This is a genomic window from Gordonia oryzae, from assembly GCF_003797185.1.
In the GTDB taxonomy this organism is placed as follows: Bacteria; Actinomycetota; Actinomycetes; order Mycobacteriales; family Mycobacteriaceae; genus Gordonia; species Gordonia oryzae.
In genome coordinates, this window is sequence record NZ_RKMH01000008.1 from 211,776 (window position 1) to 228,001 (window position 16,226).

General features: G+C 67.3%; 17 protein-coding genes and 1 pseudogene. 7 read left to right on the top strand and 11 right to left on the bottom strand.

The genetic code is table 11. The features are described 5' to 3' along the window. Positions 1-4 precede the first annotated feature (4 nt). From paaK to EF294_RS12295, 9 genes are read right to left on the bottom strand one after another with little or no spacing between them, the layout of a single operon-like run. On the bottom strand, positions 5-1,321 hold the full coding sequence (gene paaK / locus EF294_RS12255) for a phenylacetate--CoA ligase PaaK (RefSeq protein ID WP_123930153.1): 1,317 nt from the start codon (positions 1,319-1,321) through the stop codon (positions 5-7). Between the two features lie 32 nt (positions 1,322-1,353). Beyond that, positions 1,354-2,460, bottom strand: a complete 1,107-nt coding sequence (gene paaE, locus EF294_RS12260; RefSeq protein ID WP_123930155.1) for a 1,2-phenylacetyl-CoA epoxidase subunit PaaE — start codon at positions 2,458-2,460, stop codon at positions 1,354-1,356. 2 nt (positions 2,461-2,462) lie between these two features. Continuing rightward, positions 2,463-2,972 carry a 1,2-phenylacetyl-CoA epoxidase subunit PaaD gene (paaD, locus tag EF294_RS12265; RefSeq protein WP_123930158.1) on the bottom strand — a complete coding sequence of 170 codons (510 nt, stop codon included), beginning with the start codon at positions 2,970-2,972 and terminating at the stop codon, positions 2,463-2,465. Between the two features lies 1 nt (position 2,973). Beyond that, the gene (gene paaC / locus EF294_RS12270) at positions 2,974-3,891 is read right to left on the bottom strand and encodes a 1,2-phenylacetyl-CoA epoxidase subunit PaaC (RefSeq protein ID WP_123930161.1); all 918 of its coding nucleotides are present in this window, start codon (positions 3,889-3,891) and stop codon (positions 2,974-2,976) included. 12 nt (positions 3,892-3,903) lie between these two features. Further along, a complete protein-coding gene (gene paaB / locus EF294_RS12275) occupies positions 3,904-4,197 on the bottom strand; it encodes a 1,2-phenylacetyl-CoA epoxidase subunit PaaB (protein ID WP_006369755.1) in 294 nt (97 codons plus the stop codon). Beyond that, complete coding sequence (gene paaA / locus EF294_RS12280; RefSeq protein WP_123930164.1) at positions 4,194-5,147, bottom strand: 1,2-phenylacetyl-CoA epoxidase subunit PaaA; 954 nt, start codon at positions 5,145-5,147, stop codon at positions 4,194-4,196. Before paaA ends, paaB begins: the two co-directional genes overlap by 4 nt. Before the next feature lie 13 nt (positions 5,148-5,160). After that, positions 5,161-5,940, bottom strand: a complete 780-nt coding sequence (locus EF294_RS12285; protein WP_123930167.1) for an enoyl-CoA hydratase/isomerase family protein — start codon at positions 5,938-5,940, stop codon at positions 5,161-5,163. Positions 5,941-5,943: 3 nt separating this feature from the next. After that, a complete protein-coding gene (locus EF294_RS12290) occupies positions 5,944-6,816 on the bottom strand; it encodes a 3-hydroxyacyl-CoA dehydrogenase family protein (RefSeq protein WP_123930170.1) in 873 nt (290 codons plus the stop codon). Further along, entirely contained in the window at positions 6,813-7,574 is a 762-nt protein-coding gene (locus EF294_RS12295) for an enoyl-CoA hydratase/isomerase family protein (protein WP_123930173.1), read from the bottom strand. Before EF294_RS12295 ends, EF294_RS12290 begins: the two co-directional genes overlap by 4 nt. Positions 7,575-7,689: 115 nt before the next feature. On the opposite strand from EF294_RS12295, the gene EF294_RS12300 reads away from it, so the two are divergent. The 6 genes and pseudogenes from EF294_RS12300 (at position 7,690) to EF294_RS12325 (ending at position 13,058) form a co-directional block, all read left to right on the top strand. Beyond that, positions 7,690-8,304: a TetR/AcrR family transcriptional regulator gene (locus EF294_RS12300; RefSeq protein ID WP_123930176.1), complete on the top strand. Its 615-nt coding sequence runs from the start codon at positions 7,690-7,692 to the stop codon at positions 8,302-8,304. A gap of 80 nt (positions 8,305-8,384) precedes the next feature. Continuing rightward, entirely contained in the window at positions 8,385-10,424 is a 2,040-nt protein-coding gene (gene paaZ, locus EF294_RS12305) for a phenylacetic acid degradation bifunctional protein PaaZ (RefSeq protein WP_123930178.1), read from the top strand. A gap of 5 nt (positions 10,425-10,429) precedes the next feature. Next, positions 10,430-10,744, top strand: coding sequence for an EthD family reductase (locus EF294_RS12310; RefSeq protein ID WP_123930180.1), 315 nt, complete (start codon positions 10,430-10,432; stop codon positions 10,742-10,744). A gap of 44 nt (positions 10,745-10,788) precedes the next feature. After that, positions 10,789-11,089 (top strand): annotated as a pseudogene (locus EF294_RS12315) (hotdog fold thioesterase). Between the two features lie 242 nt (positions 11,090-11,331). Further along, entirely contained in the window at positions 11,332-12,198 is an 867-nt protein-coding gene (locus tag EF294_RS12320) for an HTD2 family dehydratase (protein WP_123930184.1), read from the top strand. After that, positions 12,195-13,058 (top strand): HpcH/HpaI aldolase/citrate lyase family protein, encoded by an 864-nt coding sequence (locus EF294_RS12325; RefSeq protein ID WP_123930186.1) that lies wholly within the window; start codon positions 12,195-12,197, stop codon positions 13,056-13,058. The genes EF294_RS12320 and EF294_RS12325 overlap by 4 nt, the downstream gene beginning before the upstream one ends. On the opposite strand, the gene EF294_RS12330 is transcribed toward EF294_RS12325, so the two are convergent. Then, positions 13,050-13,730, bottom strand: coding sequence for a GntR family transcriptional regulator (locus EF294_RS12330; RefSeq protein ID WP_123930189.1), 681 nt, complete (start codon positions 13,728-13,730; stop codon positions 13,050-13,052). The genes EF294_RS12325 and EF294_RS12330 overlap by 9 nt on opposite strands. A gap of 93 nt (positions 13,731-13,823) precedes the next feature. Here EF294_RS12330 and EF294_RS12335 point away from each other — a divergent pair, with 93 nt between their 5' ends. Beyond that, positions 13,824-15,074, top strand: a complete 1,251-nt coding sequence (locus EF294_RS12335) for an MFS transporter (protein WP_123930192.1) — start codon at positions 13,824-13,826, stop codon at positions 15,072-15,074. Here EF294_RS12335 and EF294_RS12340 read toward each other — a convergent pair. Continuing rightward, positions 15,048-16,010 (bottom strand): hypothetical protein, encoded by a 963-nt coding sequence (locus EF294_RS12340; protein ID WP_123930195.1) that lies wholly within the window; start codon positions 16,008-16,010, stop codon positions 15,048-15,050. The genes EF294_RS12335 and EF294_RS12340 overlap by 27 nt on opposite strands. Positions 16,011-16,226: the final 216 nt, after the last annotated feature.

Genomic DNA, 16,226 nt, shown 5'->3' on the forward strand with positions numbered 1-16,226 from the left:
GACATCAATCCTTGGGGCGGTTGTCGACCAATCGTTTCGCCTTGCCGGTCGATCGTTGCAGGGTCCCGGGCTCGGCGATCTCGACGTCCACGGTAACCCCGATCCGATTCTTGATGGCCCTTCTCAACGAATCGGCAGCAGTCTGCCAGTCCGAACCCGGTGCGTCGAGACGGTATTCGACACGCACGGTCAGATTGTCCATGCGGCCGGGACGTTCGAGGACGCACTGGAATTGGGGCGCGAGTGCCGGCACGGTGAGGATCAGTTCCTCGATCTGCGTCGGGAACAGATTGACCCCGCGCAGGATGATCATGTCGTCGCATCGTCCGGTCACCTTCTGCATCCGTCGCACCGAACGCGCGGTGCCCGGCAGCAGTCGCGTCAGATCGCGGGTGCGGTATCGGATGATCGGCATCGCCTCCTTGGTCAGAGAGGTGAAGACGAGTTCCCCCTCCTCCCCGTCCGGCAGCACCTCACCGGTCATCGGGTCGACGATCTCGGGATAGAAGTGGTCCTCCCAGATGTGCAGTCCGTCTTTGGTTTCCACGCATTCCTGCGCGACACCGGGCCCCATCACCTCCGACAGTCCATAGATGTCGACGGCGTCCATCCCCACCTGGGTCTCGAGTTCACGCCGCATCTGCTCGGTCCACGGCTCGGCACCGAACACGCCGACGCGCAACGAGGTCGACGACGGATCGATGCCCTTGGCGATCATCGCGTCGACGATGGTCAGCATGTACGACGGCGTGACCATGATGGCATCGGGGGCGAAGTCCTCGATCAGCTGGATCTGGCGATCGGTCATGCCGCCGGACATCGGGATCACCGTGCAGCCCAGACGCTCTGCGCCGTAGTGTGCGCCCAGCCCACCGGTGAACAGACCGTAGCCGTAGGCGACGTGGACCTTGTCCGACGGCCGAACCCCAGCCGCCCGCAGGCTGCGGGCCACCAGATCGGCCCAGTTGTTCAGATCGTTCGCGGTATAACCGACGACGGTGGGACGACCCGTCGTTCCCGACGAGGCGTGAATCCGCGACACCTGCTCCTGCGGTACCGCGAACATCCCGAACGGATAGTTGTCGCGCAGATCGGCTTTCGCCGTGAACGGGAACAACGACAGATCCGAGAGTTCCTTCAGATCGCTCGGATGAACCCCCCTCTCGTCGAAGGCGTTCCGGTAATGCGCGACGTTGTCGTAGGCGTGATGCAAGGACCACTTGAGACGCGAGAGCTGCAGATCGGCGATCCGGTCGCGACTCGCGTGTTCGATGTCGACGGTCTCCGGACTGCCGGCGGCGCTGGGGAGGGTGCTGGTCATGGTGGACTCCAGGCGTGAGAGGGAGGACGGTGTCAGGCGTCGAAATCGACGGTCACGGACTCGGTTACGGGATAGGACTGGCAGGTGAGGACGAATCCGGCGGCCACCTCGGACTCCTCGAGGGCATAGTTGCGTCGCATGTCGACCTCCCCACAGGTGATCTTGGCGCGGCAGGTTCCACACACCCCGCCCTTGCAGGCGAACGGCAGGTCCGAGCGCAGGTTCTCCCCAGCGTCGAGGATGCTCTCGTCCCGCGAGAGCGATCCGGCAACCGAACGTCCGTCGAGGACGATGGTCACCTCGCTCGTGGGTCCCGAGATCCCCGGCTCCCGATGCCGATCCGGTGGTGGCGGGGTGGCCTCGACGTAGAAGAGTTCGTGGTGGATACGGTCCCTGCCGATGTCACGGGCCAGGAGCACCTCCTCGGCCGCCTCGACCATTCCGAGCGGGCCACACAACCAGAAGTGGTCCATGTCGCCAGTCGGTACGACGGTGGTGAGGATCTCCTCAAGACGATCACGATCGAGTCGCCCGCTGAACAATTCGGCCTCGCGCGGCTCACGGGAGAGCACGTGGATCACGTCGAACCTCGGGCCGTGGGCGTCCTTGAGATCGGCGATGTCCTCGGCGAACATCACCGACCGGGTCTTGCGGTTGGCGTAGATCAGCGTCACCTCGGCGTCGGGAGTCGCCAGCATCGACGCAGCGATCGACAGCATCGGGGTGATGCCCGAGCCGGCCGCGATCAACAGGTGCCGCCCACCCGAATCCGGGTTCGCCTGAAACGATCCCGATGGCGGCTGCACCTCGATGCGGTCGCCGGGCCGCACCTGATGGACGAGCCAGCTCGAGAACAGTCCCCCGTTCACCTCGCGAACACCCACGCGCGGAGCAGTGCCCGCGGGCGCGCAGATCGAGTAGGTGCGCCGGTGTTCGGTCCCGTCGACCGTGCGCCGCAATGTGAGGGACTGTCCGGGCCGAAAGGTGAAGGTGTCCCGTAGATCCGGCGGAACGTCGAACCGGACGGCGACGGCGTCGTCACACAGGGATTCGACGTCGGCGACGGTCAGGCTGTGGAAGTCGCGGTTGTGCGACGGACCGGTGACCGGAACGGCGGTGGTCTCGACGGTTGAGGTCACGGTCAGATCTCCTTGACGTGATCGAACGGCTCGGCACAGGCCAGACACTGGTAGTGCGCCTTGCACAGGGAGGCGCCGAACTCCGAGATCAGTTGCGTGCGAGTCGAACCACATTGCGGACACGCCACCTCGCGCGGGCGCGCGGTCAACGTCAGCGGGATCGGCCCCGACCGCCGCCGCGGGGCAGCGCCCGGCGGCGAGTATCCGGCCTCGACGAGCTTGGCGCGCCCTTCGTCGGTGATCCAGTCGGTGCTCCACGCCGGGGTGAGGCTGGTTCGGATCGTGACGTCGGCGAATCCGTGACGCTGCAACGCGGCGGTGATGTCGTCACGGATCGTGGCCATCGCCGGGCAGCCCGAGTAGGTCGGGGTGATCGTGACGGTTACCGCGCCGGGATCGTCGAGCCGGACCTCGCGGATGATCCCGAGGTCGGCGAGGGTGACCATCGGCATCTCCGGGTCAAGAATCGATTCCACGATCTCCCGCGCGGATCGGGTTGCGAGTGTCTGCATCTCACCACACCCCTTCGGGATGGCGACGGGCCACGCTCTGCATCTCGGCGAGCAGCAATCCCATGTGCTCGGTGTGCAGACCGTCACGTCCGGCACGGCCGCCGACCCGTCCGATGTGCGGTCCGTCGGGAATCTCGACCTCGGCAGCGTGACAGACCTGGCCCACGATGTCATCGAATTCACCTCGCACGCGGGCGGTATCGACCGCCACCCCGACGGCGGCGAGTGCGATTTCCTCGGATGTCGGGACGAACAGCTCGTCGACGTAGGGCCACACCCGCGACAGCGCGTCGAGCAGGCGACGACGTGACTCCGCCGTGCCGCACCCGAGGGTGACCACCCAGCGAGCCGCGTAATCACGGTGATAGGTCAGCTCTTTGACGCCCTTGTCGGCGACCGCGGCCAGTACCGGGTCCCGTGAGGTGCGCAGTCTGTCGAACACGGCCAGTCGCCATGTCGAGAACACCAGCAGCCGGACGAGCGAGACCGCGAAGTCGCCGTTGTCGATCTCGACGAGATGCACGTTGCGGAACGACGACTCGACCCGGAAGAAGGCCAGCGCGTCTTCGGCGGGCACCGGCCTGGTCTCGGAGACGTGGGGTACCACAGTCGGATCGGCGGCCGCGGCGCGGGCGAGCAGGAGCCGCGCCGCGCCCAGCAGGTCGAGTCCGATGTTCGCCAACGCCACCTCTTCCTCAAGTTCGGGTGCGTGGGTACACCATTGGGCGAGTCTCTGGGCACTGATCAGCGCATCGTCGCCGAGCATCAGGCAGTAGGCGGCCAGCGCGGCGTGGTCGACGTCGTCGGGGACGGTGGTGTCGACGCCGGCGAGCGGATCGTCGAAGCTGGTGCCGAAGGCCCACTGGCCGTGCGAATCCTCGTCGACGAGGCCCTCGTAGGCGTTCTCATGATCGGTCATGTCGTCGTCCTCTCACATGTGGGGGACGTTGTCGGGGATGTCGTAGAACGTGGGATGCCGGTACACCTTGTCGCCGCTCGGGGCGAAGAAGGGGTCCTTCTCCGACGGACTGGTGGCGACGATGTCGGCCGAGCGCACCACCCAGATACTGACACCCTCGTTGCGGCGGGTGTACACGTCGCGCGCATGCCGCAGGGCCATCTGGTCGTCGGCGGCGTGCAGCGAGCCGACGTGCACGTGGTTCAGCCCACGCTTGCCGCGCACGAACACCTCGTACAGCGGCCATTCTGCTTTGATGTCACTCATCGGTGGTTCTCCTGTTCCCGTGCGGCGAAAGCCGTTGCCGCATCCCGCACCCAGGCTCCGTCCTCGTGCGCGGCGCGGCGGACTGCGATCCGTTCGACGTTCATCGCACCGTTGCCCCTGACGACCTCGGTGAATTCACTCCAGTCGGGTTCGCCGAAGTCGTAGTGTCCGCGTTCGGCATTCCACGCCAGATCCGGGTCGGGGAAGCTCACGCCGAGGGCCTCGGCCTGCGGGACGCTCATGTCGACGAACTTCTGGCGCAACTCGTCGTTGCTGTGCCGCTTGATTCCCCACGCCATCGACTGTTCGCTGTTGGGCGAACGGTCATCGGGTGGGCCGAACATCATCAGCGCCGGCCACCAGAACCGGTCGACGGATTCCTGCACCATCGCCCGCTGCTCGTCGGTGCCACCCATCATCGTGGTGAGCAGCTCATAACCCTGGCGCTGGTGGAAGGACTCCTCCTTGCACACACGGATCATCGCCCGGGCGTACGGCCCGAAGGAGCTGCGGCACAACGGTACCTGGTTGCAGATGGCCGCGCCGTCGACGAGCCACCCGATCGTCCCGACGTCGGCGTAGGTCAGCGTCGGGTAGTTGAAGATCGAGGAGTACTTCTGCCGCCCGGAGATGAGTTTGTCGGTGAGGTCGGCTCGATCGGCGCCCAGTGTCTCGGCCGCCGAGTACAGGTAGAGGCCGTGGCCGGCCTCGTCCTGCACCTTGGCCATCAGTATCGCCTTGCGCCGCAACGACGGAGCCCTGGTCAGCCAGTTTCCCTCGGGCTGCATACCGATGATCTCCGAATGCGCGTGCTGGGCGATCTGCCGGATCAGCGTCTTGCGATAGCCCTCCGGCATCCAGTCACGGGGTTCGATACGCGCCTCGTCGGCGATGGTCGCGTCGAACGACTGCTGAAGTTCGACGTGCTGCTGTAGCTCGGTGTCGGTCATCTTTCCTGCTTTCTCAGCGACCGCTGAACTCGGGCGTGCGCTTGTCGAGGAATGCCTCGACGGCCGCGGCGTGGTCGGCAGTCGCCCCGAGGTGACGTTGTGCGTCGTACTCACGGTCCAGTGCGTCGCTCAGGCCGTCGGCGCCGGCCCCGACGAGGTCCTTGATCCGGCGGAACGCCTCGGTGGGACCGTCGGCGAGGCGCCGAGCCAGATCCACTGCAGTGGAATCGAAGTCGGCATCCTCGGCGACACGATGCACCAGGCCCCAGTCGAGGGCCTGCGCGGCGTCGATGCGATCGCCGAGCATCAGCAGTCCGGTGGCGCGGCTACTGCCGAGCATGGAGACCAGATGATGCGACAGACCGGAGTCGCTCGCCAGGCCGATGCCCGCGAAGGCGGTGGCGAACGTGGCATTCTGCGAGGCGATCCGAATGTCGGCGGTCAGCGCGATCCCGAGTCCCGCACCGACGCAGGCACCGCGGACGGCCGCGATCACCGGCACCTCGATGCCCGCGAGCGCCCGGATGACCGGATTGTAGTGGTCGGCGACGGTGTCCATCGCATGCTCGGGCGACTTCCTCAGTTCGGCGACGTGATCGCCGAGATCCTGTCCGACGCAGAAGTTCTTGCCCTCGGCCGCCAGCAGGACCGCACGTACCGTGCGATCACCCGCGACCTTCTCGATCGCCTGGCGCAGTGCCGTCTTGGTCTCGACGTCGAGCGCGTTGTGGGCACGCGGGCGCGCCAGGGTGATGGTGGCGAGTCCGTCGGTGATCTCCAGTGTCACTGTCATCTGTCAGCCTTCCCAATCGTAGAAGCCACGGCCGGACTTGCGACCGAGTTCACCGCGGGCAACCTTGTCGCGCAGCAGTTGTGGTGGTTCGAACCTCGCCCCGAGGGTCGCGGCAAGGTGGTCGGCGACGGCCAACCGCACGTCGAGTCCGACGAGATCGGTCGACCGGAGCGGACCCATCGGGTGCCGATAGCCCAATTCCATGGCGCGGTCGATGGATTCGGCGTCGGCGAGGCCCTCTTCGACCATCCGGATGGCCTCGAGGCCCAGGTGGACCCCGAGCCGGCTGGTGGCGAATCCCGGGGAGTCGTTGACGACGATCGCCGTCTTACCGAGGGCGTCGACCCATCCGCGGACCGCATCGACGGTGCTCTGGGCCGTGGTGCCGGCGCGCACGATCTCGACGAGTTCGGAGACCGGCACCGGATTGAAGAAGTGCATGCCGACGAATCGTGACGGGTCGGGCAGTGCCGCACCGAGTTCGGAGATCGACAGGGAACTCGTATTGGAGGCGATGACGGTGGTGGCGGCCACCGTCTCGGCGACCTGCGCGAGAACGTCGAGTTTGAGCGCGACGTTCTCGGGAACCGCCTCCACGACAAGGCCGAGATCTGTCGGCAGCGCACGGGGTTCACCGACGGTGTGCACCCGTGTCAGAACCTCGTCGGGTGTCCGACCACCCAGCAGGTCGCGATCCGCGGCGCGTTGCAGACCGGTCGCGACACGACTGCGGGCTCCCTCCTGGTCGAGCGAGTCCGCGATGGTCACCGTGACACCGCGCTCGGCGAAGACCTGCGCGATGCCCGCGCCCATCCGTCCGCCACCGACCACGCCGACGGTTGCCGGGAGATCGCCGCCAGAAGTGCTGCTGTTCATGACTTCTTCTCCAGGAATGCGGACATGCGTTCGGTCTTGTCGGGTCCGTCGAAGAGCACGGCCTGTGCGATGTCGTCGGCCCATGGGTGATGTCCGGGGGCGTCGATGACGGTCTTCGACAGGCGCAGCGCCAGCGCCGACTGCGCGACTATGCGATCGATGACGGTCTCGGCCACGGCGAACGGGTCGTCGGCGACCTCCATGACCAGGCCGTGCCGCAATGCCTGCTCGGCGTCGAGTCGCGCGCTGGCAAGCAGGATCTGCTTGGCGACCGAGGTGCCGACGAGCTGCGGGAGGCGATAGCTCGCGCCTGCCGCGGCGAGGATGCCCAGCGCGGGCTCGGGGTTGCCGAACACCGCATCCGGTGCGGCGATGCGGATATCGCAGGCATAGGCGAGTTCGGCACCGCCACCGAGCGCGTAACCCTCGACGACGGCGACGGTGGGAAGCGCGAGCGCCGCGATCCGGTCGAACAGGGTGCGATTGATCCCGGCCAGGGCATCGTCGCGGGTACGTCGGGCGAGCTGGGCGATGTCGGCGCCGCCCGCGAAGTTGTGTCCGGCCCCGCACAGCAGCACCGGCTTGGGCGCCCGCTCGACGATCGCACACACCCGGTGCAGTTCGGCGATCATCTCGCCGGTGATGGCGTTGCGTCGCTCCGGACGGTTCAGCGTGACGCGGTAGCGATCGCCGTCGTCGGAGATCACCACGTGCTCGAGATCGACGGGTGGTGTGTCGGTGGTCACCGCACCGGCCATGATTGGCCCTCCTCACACTGTGGACCCCTCCATTAATAACCGACCTTTTGGTCGGTTGCAACCCCCGTGTCGTCCCCGGTCACCGTCCCGCGGGCCTTTTGCCATCATGAGATCCATGACCACTGCGAAACCGGCCAAGCGCACGGGCCGCCCGGGGCGCCCCGGCTACGACCTCGACTCGCTGCTCGCGGTCGCGGTGAAGGTCTTCAACGAGAAGGGCTACGACGGCACGAGCATGGATGTGCTCGCCGACCGGCTCGGGATCAGCAAGTCGTCGATCTATCACCACGTCTCGGGCAAGCAGGAACTCCTCGAGCTGGCTCTCGGGCGCGCACTCGGAGCCCTCTTCGCCGCCACCACGGAGGCCGGCACCACCGAGGGCCGACACATCGATCGGCTGGAGTACCTGGTCAGACGCAGTGTGGAAATCCTGGCCGCCGAACTCCCCTACGTCACACTGCTACTGCGAGTACGCGGCAACTCGGTCGTTGAACGCCGGGCGCTGGCCCGTCGACGTGAGTTCGACGAGTTCGTCGGCAACCTCGTCATCGGCGCCGCCGAGGAGGGCGACGTCTCCCCGGAGGTCGACCCGGCACTGGTGGCACGGCTGCTGTTCGGCACGGTCAACTCGCTCATCGAGTGGTACCGACCACGTGTCGGGGTCGGTGTCGACGAACTCGCCGACGCCGTGGTCGCGATGACCTTCGACGGACTGCGCCGCCGGCGCTGACCACCGCCACCCCTTGACACGGGACCAACGTCCCGGCGAAGGTAATTACCGACCGAATGGACGGTAGAGGGAGCTGGGCTGTGAGCCGATTGTTGGAAAGCTGGACACAAGGACGCTGGTACGCCGCGTCCGACGAGGGCACGCCGTTGCTCAGCGCGGTCGACGGATCGGAGGTGGCGCGGATCTCGGCGACCGGTGTCGATCGCGCCGCGATGGTCGAGTACGCACGCACCGTCGGCGGAGAGGCGCTGGCCTCGCTGACCTTCCACGAGCGGGCCGGGTTGCTCAAACAACTCGGCCTCACCCTGATGGCGGGCAAGGACGAGTTCTACGAACTCTCCCGCACGACCGGCGCCACCGACCGCGACTCCGCCGTCGACATCGACGGTGGATTCGGGACCGTCCTGAGTTATGCGAGCAAGGCCCGACGGGAATTGCCCGACGACACCGTCTATCTCGACGGACCGGTCGAGCAGCTCGGCAAGAAGGGCACCTTCCTCGGCCAACACCTCTACACCTCCCGACGCGGGGTTGCGGTGCAGATCAACGCGTTCAACTTCCCGGTGTGGGGTTTCCTGGAGAAGCTGGCCCCGGCGTTCATCGCCGGTGTGCCCACGATCGTCAAACCCGCCAGTGCCACTGCCTATCTCACCGAGCTCGTGGTCCGCCGCATCGTCGAGAGCGGCATCCTACCCGAGGGCTCGGTGCAACTACTGTGCGGCAGCGCGGGCGATCTGCTCGACCATCTCGACGGACAGGATTCGGTGGCCTTCACCGGCTCGGCCGACACCGCAGCCGTGCTGCGCGCCCATCCGACGGTGGTGGCGTCCGGGCTGCACTTCACCGCCGAGGCGGACTCACTCAACGCATCGATCCTCGGTGCCGACGTGGGCGTCGACGACCCCGAATTCGACCTGTACGTGCGGCAGCTCGTCACCGAGATGACCGTCAAGGCCGGGCAGAAGTGCACCGCGATTCGCCGCGCCCTGGTCCCCGAACCCCTCGTCGATGCCGTCGTCGAGGCCGCGTCGGCGAGACTGGCCACGATCCGCGTCGGCAATCCCGCCGCCCCCGACGTGCGGATGGGCGCCCTCGCGAGCATCGAGCAGCGTGACGAGGTCCTGAAAGCACTTCGGGGACTGACCAAATCGGCAGACATCGTCTTCGGCGACCCCGACCACGTCGAGCTCGTCGACGCCGAGCGCTCATCAGGCGCATTTCTCTCGCCGATCCTGTTGCGCGCCACCGACAGCTGGGCGCCGGAGATCCACGACATCGAGGCCTTCGGTCCGGTGTCGACGGTCATCGGCTACCGCGACGCCGACGACGCCATCGCCCTTGCCGCCCGCGGCCGCGGATCGCTGGTGGCCTCGCTGGTGACCGCCGACACCGACGTCGCGGCGACCGTCGTGCGCGGCATCGCCGCCTACCACGGTCGGATTCTGGTGCTCAACGCCGAGGATGCCGCCGAATCCACCGGCCACGGCTCCCCGCTGCCGGTCCTGGTGCACGGCGGCCCCGGCCGCGCGGGCGGCGGGGAGGAACTCGGCGGCATCCGCGGCGTGCTCCACCACATGCAGCGCACCGCGGTGCAGGGCACACCGAACATCCTCACCGCGGTCGGACGGCGTTGGGTCGGCGGCGCCGACCGCGTGCAGACCGATGTGCATCCGTTCCGGAAGAATCTGTCGCAGTTGCAGATCGGCGACACCATCGTGGGTGGGCCGCGTCAGGTGACGCGTGCCGACATCGACCACTTCGCCGAATTCACCGGCGACACCTTCTACGCGCACACCGACCCGGAAGCTGCCGCGGCCAACCCCCTCTTCGGCGGCATCGTCGCCCACGGATACCTGGTGGTGTCGCTGGCCGCGGGCCTGTTCGTCGATCCGGCACCGGGCCCGGTGCTGGCCAACTTCGGCGTCGACGGATTGCGATTCCTCACGCCGGTCAAAGCCGAGGACAGCCTCACCGTCACGTTGACGGCCAAACAGATCACGCCACGCCAGAGCGCCGATTACGGTGAGGTGCGCTGGGATGCCGTCGTCACCAACCAGAACGACGACCCGGTGGCGACCTACGACGTGCTCACGCTCGTCGCCAAAGCCGAAAAGGAGTAATCGACATGACCGTTCGCGTTGCCGTCTGCTACGGACAACCCACCGACCCCGCCGCGTTCGACGACCACTACGAGCGGGTACACATCCCGCTCGCGAATGCGATCCCGGGCCTGACCGACTACACCTACGCCAAGGTGTCGACGCTCGACGGCTCCGAGCCGCCGTACTACTCGGTCGCGAGCCTGTACTTCGCCGACGACGACTCGTTGAAGGCCGGCCTGGGGTCTCCCGAGATGGCCGCCGCCGCAGGTGATGTGCCCAACTTCGCCACCGGTGGGGTCACCATGTTCACCCACGCCGAGACCTCGGTGCGTCCGTGACGTCGGTTCCCGACGAGGTCACCGACCACGCGATCGCGCGGCGGATGTTCGCCGAGGACAACGCGTCTCGCGCGCTCGGCATCGAGCTCCTCGAGCTCGGTGCCGGGCGGGCGCGGATGTCGATGCGCATCGGAGCACAGATGGTCAACGGCCACGGCATCACCCACGGCGGCTATGTGTTTCTCCTCGCCGACACCGCGTTCGCGGTCGCCTCAAGCACGGGGACGACGCCCGTGAGGTCGTGAGCGTCGGGCGCACCGGGATCGACGACGTCAGCGTCCCCTTTGGCGAGCAAGTGGTTGCCGCAGGTCACGCGGTGACAGCCGCACCGTGGGCCGCCCCTGAGCCGCGGTCTCGTGGTCGCCGATGAGGCGGACCATGTGATTTCGCGCGACGCGGTAATACTTCGGTGTTGGTCGTCGCGGCTGTCGGTTGCGGTGGCGCCGGTCATGTGTGAATGATCTGCGCCACGACAGCGGTCGACACCTTCCGAGGCAGGGGCAGCGTCCCGGCTTGCACCAACTCTATAGACTATGTTTCATAGTGCGAGGTGTCACAGGGGCAGTCGGAGCAGCGGAGGAACGCATATGGCCGGGACCACCGGATCGAGTCTGAGCGATCACGTCGACGGTTGGCGTCCCGGTCCGATTACCCAGGTCGACACCCTCGACGCGGCGCAGGCGACGCGGTTGGCCGCCACGCTCGGACTATCGGAGACCCTCGCCGACGGCGATCCACTGCGATTGCCCTGGCACTGGATCTTCTTTTCCGAGTGGCCGCCGACTGCCGAACTGGGCGCCGACGGTCACCCCGCCCACGGTCATTTCCTGCCACCGATCCCGGATCGCCGTCGGATGTTCGCCGGTGCACGGATCACCTCCACGGCGGCACTGATCCTCGGCGAGCGCACCGAGAAGGTGTCGTCAGTGGCCTCGATGACCGAGAAGAACGGGCGCACCGGCGACATGCTCTTCGTCACGGTCCGCAGTGAGTACCGCCAGGGCGGAGCCGTTGTGCTCACCGAGGACCAGGATCTGGTGTATCGCAGCGATTCCGGCGACGCGCGGCCCTTCGATCGGCCGAGTCCCGACCTCGCCGACGCGACCGCACCATGGACCGCGGAGCCGACACCCGACACGCCGCTGCTCTTCCGGTACTCGGCACTGACCTCCAACGCGCATCGCATCCACTACGACCGTCCGTACGCGACCGGCGTCGAAGGCTACCCTGATCTCGTCGTCCACGGACCGTTGCTGGCCACCTACATGGCCGAGCTAGCCAACGCGCATGGTAAGTCGCTGCGCACCTTCAGCTTCCGGCTGCGCAGTCCGCTGTTCCTCGGTGACCGCTTCCGCGTCGAGGCCACCCCGGACGATGACGGTGGCGCGGTAGAGCTCGCCGTCGTCACCGGACAGGGCACCGTTCACGTCTCGGGCAAGGGAGAATTCGCATGATCGACGCCACCGATCCCATCGCATCGCTGCGCGTCGCGCGCAGCTTCCTGTTCGTCCCGGGTAATCGGCCCGAGCGTTTCGACAAGGCCGCCGCGGCCGGTGCCGATGTGGTGATCATCGACCTCGAGGACGCTGTCGCCCCGGAGGACAAGGGTGCGGCCCGCGAGCACATCGCCGGCTGGCTTGCGGCAGGTAAGCACGCCGTCCTGCGCATCAATGCCTCCGGAACACCCTGGCATGCTGACGATGTGGAACTCGCGGCCCGGCACGGCGCACCGGTGATGCCCGCCAAGGCGAGCAGCGCCGACGAGGTGGTACACGTGACGCAGGCGACCGCGGCGCCGGTCCTGCCGCTCATCGAGACCGCGCGGGGCATTCTTGCGGCGCCGGCCATCGCGCAGGTACCTGGTGTCGCCCGAGTGGGCTTTGGTGCCATCGACTTCGCCGTCGAGATCGGTGCCGACCCCGATGACCACGAGGCACTGCTGTATGCGCGTTCGATGCTCGTCACGGCGTCGGCCGCGGCGGGTATCGCCGCCCCCATCGACGGAGTGACCACGGCGCTGCGCGACGCCGAAAAGCTCGTCGCCGACGTCAGTTACGCCGCGCGGATCGGCATGACCGGCAAGCTCTGCATCCATCCCGCCCAGGTGGCTACGGTCCACGCGTGCCTGGCACCGTCGGACGCCGAGATCGCTTGGGCCCGTTCGATTGTGTCGGTGGCCGGTACCAAATCCTCGGCGGTAGCGGTCGGCGGACACATGGTGGACCCGCCGGTTGTCGCACGCGCACAACGGATTCTAGCGTCAGCACTCGACCCCGAAGGGACGGGCACCCCAGGGCGCCAGAACTCAGCGTGACTCGTGCCGATGCTCGGCGAGCAGACGCCCGGCCTTGCCAATGTGCGCCGACATCGCGGCCCGTGCGCCGGCCGCATTGCGTCGGCGCAGGGCGTCGATGATGTCGCGATGATCGTCGGCCGATGCTTGCGGCCAGCCGTCGACCGACGAAAAGAACCGTCGGGGAGCATAATTGAGCGACGACTTGATCATCCACAACAGCTTGGGCGATCCCGCCGCGGAATAGATCAGTCGGTGGAATTCGTGATTGAGCCGCTCGACCTCGTCGTTGTCCTTCGCGTTGGCGGCCACCTCGAGTGCGGCCTGCAGACGGTCGAGGGTGGCCAGGTCCGCATCGTCGAGACGAGCGGCGGCGCGGGCGGCGAGTTCGCCGGCCAACAGCGCCTGTCCGGCAAAGACGTCCTCGATGTCGGTGCTACTCAAGGGTGCGACGACGAATCCGCGCCGCGGTTCGACCCGCAGTAGTCCCTCGCTCTGCAAGGACAGTAGTCCCTCCCGTGCCGGCGTGGCCGAGACCCCCAGTTCATCGGCAACGGTCTCCGGGCGGATGAACTCGCCGGGTTGCAGCGCTCCGGAGACGATGAGCTCACGGACGTACTCCGAGACCTCGTCGGACAACCGGGGACGACGTCGGCGTCGCGCCGCCGGAGCGGGAGCCGCAGAATCAACCATAGAATATAGAATACAGTCACGACCTGGTCCTGTGCCGATCTCCCGGATTGCCCTCCCAGGAAGCGGCCGGCGCCGGGTCCTACAGTGGATGAAATGACTGCGGGTGGCACCGCGCGGGAGCGCGAGGGCATGTTCGCCTCGCTGCACATCCGTAACTATCGCCTGTTCTTCGGCGGGCAGGCGCTCTCGCTGGTCGGCACCTGGATGCAGGCCACCGCTCAAGCCTGGGTGGTCCTGACCCTCAGCGATTCGCCGACCGTGCTCGGCGTGATCGTCGCGCTGCAGGCCGTACCGATCCTGGTCCTCGGCCCGTACGCGGGGGTGATCGCCGATCGCGTGGATCGTCGCAAGGTGATGATCATCCTGCAGTCGGTGATGGGGCTGCTGGCGGCGGCCCTGGCGATCCTCACCTTCGGCGGTTGGGTGCAGGTGTGGCAGGTCGGGGTCCTCGCCGTGCTGCTCGGACTGAACAACGCGTTCGAGAACCCCTCCCGCCAGGCGTTCATCCACCAGATCGTCGGCGAATCCCGGATCCGCAATGCGGTCACCTTGAACTCGGTGATGGTCAACGCGGCGCGGGCGGTCGGCCCGGCCGTGGCCGGGTTGGTCCTCGCCACGGTCGGCGCGGGGTGGTGTTTCGCGATCAACGCGGCCAGCTTCGTCGCGGTGGTGGTGTCACTGCTGATGATGCGAACCGCCGAGATCGCCGAGGAGACACCGGTCAAACGCGGCAAAGGCCAACTGCGCGAAGGGCTCCGCTACGTCGCCGGACGCCCCGTGCTGTGGGTTCCGCTGACGATGATGGCATTGGTCGGCACCCTCGCCTACGAGTTCGGGGTGTCGCTGCCTGCCGCCGCCAAGGACGCCTTTCACGGCGGCCCCCAGGCCTTCGGCTTCATGACGGCGGCGATGGGGGTGGGCGCGGTCGTCGGCGGTCTGCTGGTGGCCGCGCGCGGCACCACCGGTTTGCGCACGTTGATCCTGGCCGCCATCGGGTTTGGCATCACCATCGCGGTAACCGCTGCGGTCCCGCACCTGTGGATGGCGATCGTCGCCCTGTTCTTCGTCGGCTGGCTCAGCGTGTCGTTCATGTCAACCGGAAACGCGACGCTGCAACTGAATTCGGATCCCCAGATGCGTGGCCGGGTGATGTCGTTGTGGTCGGTGGCGTTCCTGGGGTCGACGCCGATCGGCGGACCGCTGATCGGGTGGATCAGCGAGGCGTCCGGGCCGCGGGCCGGCCTCGCAGTCGGCGCTGCCTCGTGTTTCGTCGCCGCGGCCATCGGCCTGGCCATCCATCGCCGTCGTGCGCCGCACCTACCGCGGATGGAATCGACGACCTGACGGCCACCCGCGACGCTCGGCGACGAAGGCGAGCACCGCGGGCGCGGCACCGACGACGGCGACCACCCAGATGCGCGTACGCAGTGGTGCCACCACGGTGTCGAATACCGCGCGGGCCACGTCCGGCGTGATGACGTCGGCGGGAACGGCATCGAGATACCGGCCGCGGGCCACCACCACTGCGACGGCGAGCAGCAGCATCACCGTGGTGACGCCCAGGCCCAGCCCCATCACCGCTCGCCACCGGCGGGTCGGAGCAGCGACACCGATCGTCGCGACGATCGCCAGCGCGGTCAGCCAGGGCAGGACCAGCGCCGCGGCGTCCACTGCGGACACCGCACGTTGAGCGCGGCGCAGTGCGTCCGACTGCCACAGGACGAGCTGATGATGAATCGCCGGAATCTGCTCGGCGGCGGTGAATCCGTCGTCGATCAATCGCTGTCGAATCCGGGCAACCATCGGAGCCAGATCGATTGCAACGATTCCGGTGTCGCCGGCGAGAAGCCGATCGAGGGTGGTGTGCGCGGCACGATTGGCGGTCGTCCACGCGGTGGCGAACGCCGACGAGGACACGAAGCGCTCGACCGTGTCGTGAAGGTAGGACTCGAGTTGCGCCGCGATCAGCGGTGAGAGCACCTGCGCCGGTCGAGTACCGCTGCCGGGCGCCAACGCCGAGAGCGCCTCGGTGCTCAGTGCCGCGATATCGACGTGATCGTCGATAACCGCCACGAGAGCATCAGTGACCTCGGTCCGGATCACCGGGTCGGATGCCAGTGGCGCCACCATTGCCACGTAGCCGTCGGCGTCGAGCAACTCGGACCGCAGATATCCGGCAAGCAGCGTCGACAACACCATCACCACCGACACCACGGTCAACAGCGCCGCACCGACCGACCGGTTGCGACTGCGTCCCGCGGCGACAGTGGGATATGTCATGCTGCCGGAGGGTGACGGCGCTCGACCCGCGGCCTCACTTCCGGAGGGAACTCCCGCGTGAAGGTCCCCGCCTTCCTGCGGTTTTGGTGTCACGATGACATCCAAGCACGTGACATCGGCCACCACGCGGCATCCGCAGCGCTCCGAGCGGTCGGTGTGAACGGCTCCGACGGCCGCACGGGGCCGACTTCGGAACTTTCAGCAACAGGAGTAGCC

Coding starts and splice junctions, on each gene's coding strand:
- paaK (WP_123930153.1), bottom strand. CDS start 1,321: ATGACCAGCACCCTCCCCAGCGCCGCCGGCAGTCCGGAGACCGTCGAC.
- paaD (WP_123930158.1), bottom strand. CDS start 2,972: ATGCAGACACTCGCAACCCGATCCGCGCGGGAGATCGTGGAATCGATT.
- paaC (WP_123930161.1), bottom strand. CDS start 3,891: ATGACCGATCATGAGAACGCCTACGAGGGCCTCGTCGACGAGGATTCG.
- paaB (WP_006369755.1), bottom strand. CDS start 4,197: ATGAGTGACATCAAAGCAGAATGGCCGCTGTACGAGGTGTTCGTGCGC.
- paaA (WP_123930164.1), bottom strand. CDS start 5,147: ATGACCGACACCGAGCTACAGCAGCACGTCGAACTTCAGCAGTCGTTC.
- EF294_RS12285 (WP_123930167.1), bottom strand. CDS start 5,940: ATGACAGTGACACTGGAGATCACCGACGGACTCGCCACCATCACCCTG.
- EF294_RS12290 (WP_123930170.1), bottom strand. CDS start 6,816: ATGAACAGCAGCACTTCTGGCGGCGATCTCCCGGCAACCGTCGGCGTG.
- EF294_RS12295 (WP_123930173.1), bottom strand. CDS start 7,574: ATGGCCGGTGCGGTGACCACCGACACACCACCCGTCGATCTCGAGCAC.
- EF294_RS12300 (WP_123930176.1), top strand. CDS start 7,690: ATGACCACTGCGAAACCGGCCAAGCGCACGGGCCGCCCGGGGCGCCCC.
- EF294_RS12310 (WP_123930180.1), top strand. CDS start 10,430: ATGACCGTTCGCGTTGCCGTCTGCTACGGACAACCCACCGACCCCGCC.
- EF294_RS12320 (WP_123930184.1), top strand. CDS start 11,332: ATGGCCGGGACCACCGGATCGAGTCTGAGCGATCACGTCGACGGTTGG.
- EF294_RS12325 (WP_123930186.1), top strand. CDS start 12,195: ATGATCGACGCCACCGATCCCATCGCATCGCTGCGCGTCGCGCGCAGC.
- EF294_RS12330 (WP_123930189.1), bottom strand. CDS start 13,730: ATGGTTGATTCTGCGGCTCCCGCTCCGGCGGCGCGACGCCGACGTCGT.
- EF294_RS12335 (WP_123930192.1), top strand. CDS start 13,824: ATGACTGCGGGTGGCACCGCGCGGGAGCGCGAGGGCATGTTCGCCTCG.
- EF294_RS12340 (WP_123930195.1), bottom strand. CDS start 16,010: ATGACATATCCCACTGTCGCCGCGGGACGCAGTCGCAACCGGTCGGTC.